Genomic DNA, 1284 nt, shown 5'->3' with positions numbered 1-1284 from the left:
GAATATGCAGGATAGGGCGATCAATTTTTTTTCCTTTCGGGTACAAAAGGAAAAAGCGCGGCAATCGGCATCGCTTTGTTATCATTTAGTGAAAAATACTTGTTTTTTTTGATGCAATATGGTAAGCAAATCCCCGACGATTACTGATGCGGAATTAATTCGCCTCAGTTGTCAGAACCCGGAATTAGGCTTTGAACGCAATGCAGATGGAACGTTAGTCACTATGCCCCCGATCGGAAGTATTTCAGCGAATCGAGAACTGAAAGCCGGCGCTCGCCTGCTCTACTGGGTCGAACAGAACGGGTTAGGAGAGGTATTTAGTTCTAGCGGCGGTTTTAAACTGGCCAATAGCGCGGTACGCTCTCCCGATGTGGCTTTCGTGGCGAGAGAACGTTTACCGTCCGGTTGGCAGGAAAGGGAGGATGAATTTCTCGATCTCGCGCCGGATTTCGTGATCGAGATCCGTTCTAAAACCGATAGTTTATCCAAGTTAAAGCGGAAAATGGAGGAGTATCGGGAGAACGGGGTGAAGTTAGGATGGTTGATCGATCGCCACAATAAACAGGCTTTCGTCTACCGTCAGGACGGGACGATTACCTGTTATCCCGAGAACGCGATTTTAAGCGGGGAAGATGTGGTTCCGGGGTTCACCCTAGCGCTAGAAATCTTGCTGTAAGATCGATCGCTTTTTTCGGGGTGAGATTCAAAATCGATCGAGTATCTAGACCGCGCCTAATTGCCGTAGGAATTGCAGGGCTTTTTCGCGTGCTGGCGCGTTCCCTTGCTGGCGGAACAGTTCGGCGGCTTGTCGGAAATCCTCGATCGCTTTTTCCTTGTCTAGCCGATAGACGTAAGGAACCCCAACAATAGACCCAAGGAAACTACCGTAGGTTGGGTTGACGTAAGGAAACCCAACAAAAAGATTCAGACGGATTTAGGTGTTGGCTGTTGGGTTTCGCTTTTCCTGAGAATTGAGAGATTTTCTTTAACCTAAGTAGCTGGTTATAATTAAATTAAAAATGGATTTTAGGTTCGATCCCCCCTGCCCCCCTTGATAAGGGGGGTGCCGATAGGCGGGGGGAGCCCCCCTGCCCCCCTTGATAAGGGGGGTGCCGATAGGCGGGGGGAGCCCCCTTGCCCCCCTTGATAAGGGGGGTGCCGATAGGCGGGGGGAGCCCCCCTGCCCCCCTTGATAAGCTGTCCTTTAGTCACATCTTTCTTAACATTTCAAACCTTTGTAGCACAAGGCTTTCAAGACTCGGTTAACAATTTGTAATATTCCTT

At 49.5% G+C, this 1284-nt stretch carries 1 protein-coding gene; it reads left to right on the top strand.

The annotated features are described in order from the left end of the window. The first annotated feature begins 118 nt into the window (after nucleotides 1-118). Nucleotides 119-676, top strand: a complete 558-nt coding sequence (locus PX481_RS29365; protein WP_002763043.1) for a Uma2 family endonuclease — start codon at nucleotides 119-121, stop codon at nucleotides 674-676. The last annotated feature ends 608 nt before the right edge of the window (nucleotides 677-1284 follow it).

It is taken from the genome of Microcystis sp. M53603_WE2 (assembly GCF_030065435.1).
The sequence above is the reverse complement of the archived record's forward strand: the minus strand, read 5'-3'. Positions and strand labels throughout refer to the sequence as shown.

Coding starts and splice junctions, on each gene's coding strand:
- PX481_RS29365 (WP_002763043.1), top strand. CDS start 119: ATGGTAAGCAAATCCCCGACGATTACTGATGCGGAATTAATTCGCCTC.